The 3,233-nt window shown below is 74.0% G+C and carries 2 protein-coding genes; one reads left to right on the top strand and one right to left on the bottom strand.

The annotated features are described in order from the left end of the window. Positions 1-2,335: Tex family protein (locus tag BG452_RS31980; RefSeq protein ID WP_317621323.1), on the bottom strand; the 2,335-nt coding region annotated here is incomplete at its 3' end. A gap of 453 nt (positions 2,336-2,788) precedes the next feature. Between BG452_RS31980 and BG452_RS31975 the strand changes: the two genes are divergently transcribed. Continuing rightward, on the top strand, positions 2,789-3,233 hold a 445-nt coding region (locus BG452_RS31975; protein WP_188307849.1), incomplete at its 3' end, for a phosphotransferase.

The raw sequence follows: 3,233 nt of genomic DNA, 5'->3' as shown, positions 1-3,233 counted from the left end.
CGCCCCGGTCACCGCCCTGGCCGCCCGGGCCGCCCCGGTCACCGCTGCGCCGCTCCTGGCGCGGCGGGCGGGCCTGCCGCTCGCCCCGGTCACCCCGGTCACCGCCCCGCTCCCGGCCGCCGCCGACCTCGTCGTCCAACCGCAGGGTCAGCCCGATCCGCTTGCGCGGCACGTCCACCGTGAGCACCCGGACCTTGACGATGTCGCCGGGCTTGACCACCTCGCGCGGGTCCTTGACGAAGTTCCGGGACAGCGCCGAGACGTGCACCAGCCCGTCCTGGTGGACGCCCACGTCGACGAAGGCGCCGAAGGCGGCCACATTGGTCACCACGCCCTCCAGCACCATGCCGACCTCCAGGTCGCCGATCTTGTCGACGCCCTCCTTGAAGGTCGCGGTGCGGAAGGCCGGGCGCGGGTCGCGGCCGGGCTTGTCCAGCTCGCCGAGGATGTCGGTGACGGTCGGCACGCCGAAGGTGTCGTCGGCGAAGTCGGCCGGGCGCAGCGCCCGCAGCCGCTCGCCGTTGCCGATCAGCTCCCGCAGCTCCCCGCCGGTGGAGGCCAGGATGCGGCGCACCACCGGGTAGGCCTCGGGGTGCACGCTGGAGGCGTCCAGCGGGTCGTCGCCGCCGGGGATGCGCAGGAAGCCCGCGCACTGCTCGAAGGCCTTGGGGCCGAGCCGGGAGACGTCCTTGAGCTGCTTGCGGGTGCGGAACGGGCCGTTGGCGTCGCGGTGCGCCACGATGTTGTCGGCCAGCGTGGTGGTGATGCCGGAGACCCGGGTGAGCAGCGGCGCCGAGGCGGTGTTGACGTCGACGCCGACGGCGTTGACGCAGTCCTCGACCACGGCGTCCAGCGAGCGGGAGAGCTTCACCTCGCTCAGGTCGTGCTGGTACTGGCCGACGCCGATCGACTTGGGGTCGATCTTGACCAGTTCGGCCAGCGGGTCCTGGAGGCGGCGGGCGATCGACACCGCGCCGCGGATCGACACGTCCAGGTCCGGCAGCTCCTGGGAGGCGAACGCGGAGGCCGAGTAGACGGAGGCGCCGGCCTCGCTGACCATCGCCTTGGTGAGCTTCAGCTCGGGGTGGCGCTTGAGCAGGTCCTCGGCGAGCTTGTCGGTCTCCCGGGAGGCCGTGCCGTTGCCGATCGCCACCAGGTCGACGTCGTGCTTCTTCGCCAGCGCGGCCAGGGTGTTCAGCGCCGCGTCCCACTTGTTGGCGGGCTGGTGCGGGTAGATGGTCTCGTACGCGACGACCTTGCCGGTGGCGTCCACCACGGCGACCTTCACCCCGGTGCGGAAGCCCGGGTCCAGGCCCATGGTGGCGCGGGTGCCGGCCGGGGCGGCGAGCAGCAGGTCGCGCAGGTTGGCGGCGAAGACCCGCACCGCCTCCTCCTCGGCCTCGGCGCGCAGCCGACTGCGCAGGTCGATGCCGAGCCGCACCAGGATCCGGGTGCGCCAGGCCCAACGGACCGTGTCGCCGAGCCACTTGTCGGCCGGGCGGCCGCGGTCGGCGATGCCGAAGCGGGCCGCGATGCGCTGCTCGTAGTCGTTCTCGCCGGGCAGGTCGCCCTCGGAGTCGCCGTCGTAGGGGGAGAGTTCGAGGTCCAGCACCTCCTCCTTCTCGCCGCGCAGCATCGCCAGGATGCGGTGCGAGGGGAGCTTGGTGAAGGGCTCGGCGAAGTCGAAGTAGTCGGCGAACTTGGCGCCGTCGGCCTCCTTGCCGTCCCGCACCGTCGCGACCACCCGGCCGCGGGTCCACATCCGCTCGCGCAGCGAGCCGACCAGGTCGGCGTCCTCGCCGAAGCGCTCGACCAGGATCGCCCTGGCCCCCTCCAGCGCGGCCGCACTGTCCGCCACCGACTCGTTCAGGTACTGCGCGGCCAGGGTGGCCGGGTCCTGCTCCGGGTCGGCGAGCAGGGTGTCGGCCAGCGGCTCCAGCCCGGCCTCGCGGGCGATCTGCGCCTTGGTCCGCCGCTTCGGCTTGAACGGCAGGTAGATGTCCTCCAGCCGCGCCTTGGAGTCGGCGGCCAGCACCTGGGCGCGCAGCGCGTCGTCCAGCTTGCCCTGGGACTCGATCGACTCCAGGACGGCCGCCCGACGCTCCTCCAACTCCCGCAGGTAGCGCAGCCGCTCCTCCAGGGTGCGCAGCTGGGCGTCGTCCAGCGAGCCGGTGACCTCCTTGCGGTAGCGGGCCACGAACGGCACGGTCGAGCCGCCGTCGAGCAAGTCGACGGCCGCCTTCACCTGCCCCTCGCGGACGCCCAGTTCCTCGGCGATCTTGCGCTCGATCGCCTGCTGGGCCTGCCGGGCCACCTGTTCGACTGGCGTGGTCACGAAGCCGGTCACCTTCTCCTTCAGTGCTTTCGCCGTACGCCCTGCATTCTGGCAGGTACCGGTGACGGCTCCCGGCCGCACCCGGGGCAGCGGGCGTGGCGCGGATCGGCCCCGGCGCCAATCGGGTTTGAGCGGGGCCCAGTTGCGGCTTCCCGGGCTGACGGGCACGGACACCGTGGAGACTTCGAAGCCTGCACCGCGCTCGACCCGGGGCGCACCTCCGCCTCCCCCGTCTACCGTCGCCTACCGCCGGGCCGCGTCACGCGTACGGGCCGCTGTGCGCGGTGGCGCCGGCCGGGAACGTCGGGAACGTGCTGCGGTACGGCCGGGGGTGGCGCCGTCGGGGTGCGGATCGCCCTCGGCCGAGCTCCGGGCGCCCCGGCCGGTCGCAAGGATGTGCGCAGTTCGCCAATCCGGCTGATCCCCGGCGATCTGCGCTGTACGCTGCCGGGCATGTGCGCTGCCGCCCGGATGCACCCCGATGGACCGGTCGTCGACGCGGCCCTGGTACGGCGGTTGATCTCCGCCCAGTTCCCGCAGTGGGTGGGCCTGCCGGTCACCCCGGTCGGGTCCGCCGGGACGGACAACGCGATGTTCCGGCTCGGGCCCGAACTCGCCGTCCGGCTGCCCCGGGTGGAGTGGGCCGCCGGGGACGTCCGCCGCGAGCACCAGTGGCTGCCCCGGCTGGCACCGCGCTTGCCACGGCCCGTCCCTGCCCCACTGGCTGTCGGCCGCCCCGCCGCGGGCTACCCGTGGGAGTGGTCGGTGCTGCGCTGGCTCGACGGCGTCAATCCGGCGGTCGGCGTGCTCGCCGCGCCCGAGGCGCTCGCCCGCGACCTGGCCGGCTTCGTCAACGCCCTGCGCGCCGCCGACCCGGCCGGCGCCCCGGCCGGCCACC

Origin of the sequence: Streptomyces sp. CBMA123, from assembly GCF_014596465.1 — a bacterium.
Classification (GTDB): Bacteria; Actinomycetota; Actinomycetes; order Streptomycetales; family Streptomycetaceae; genus Kitasatospora.
This window is presented reverse-complemented; position numbering and strand designations above follow the sequence as displayed.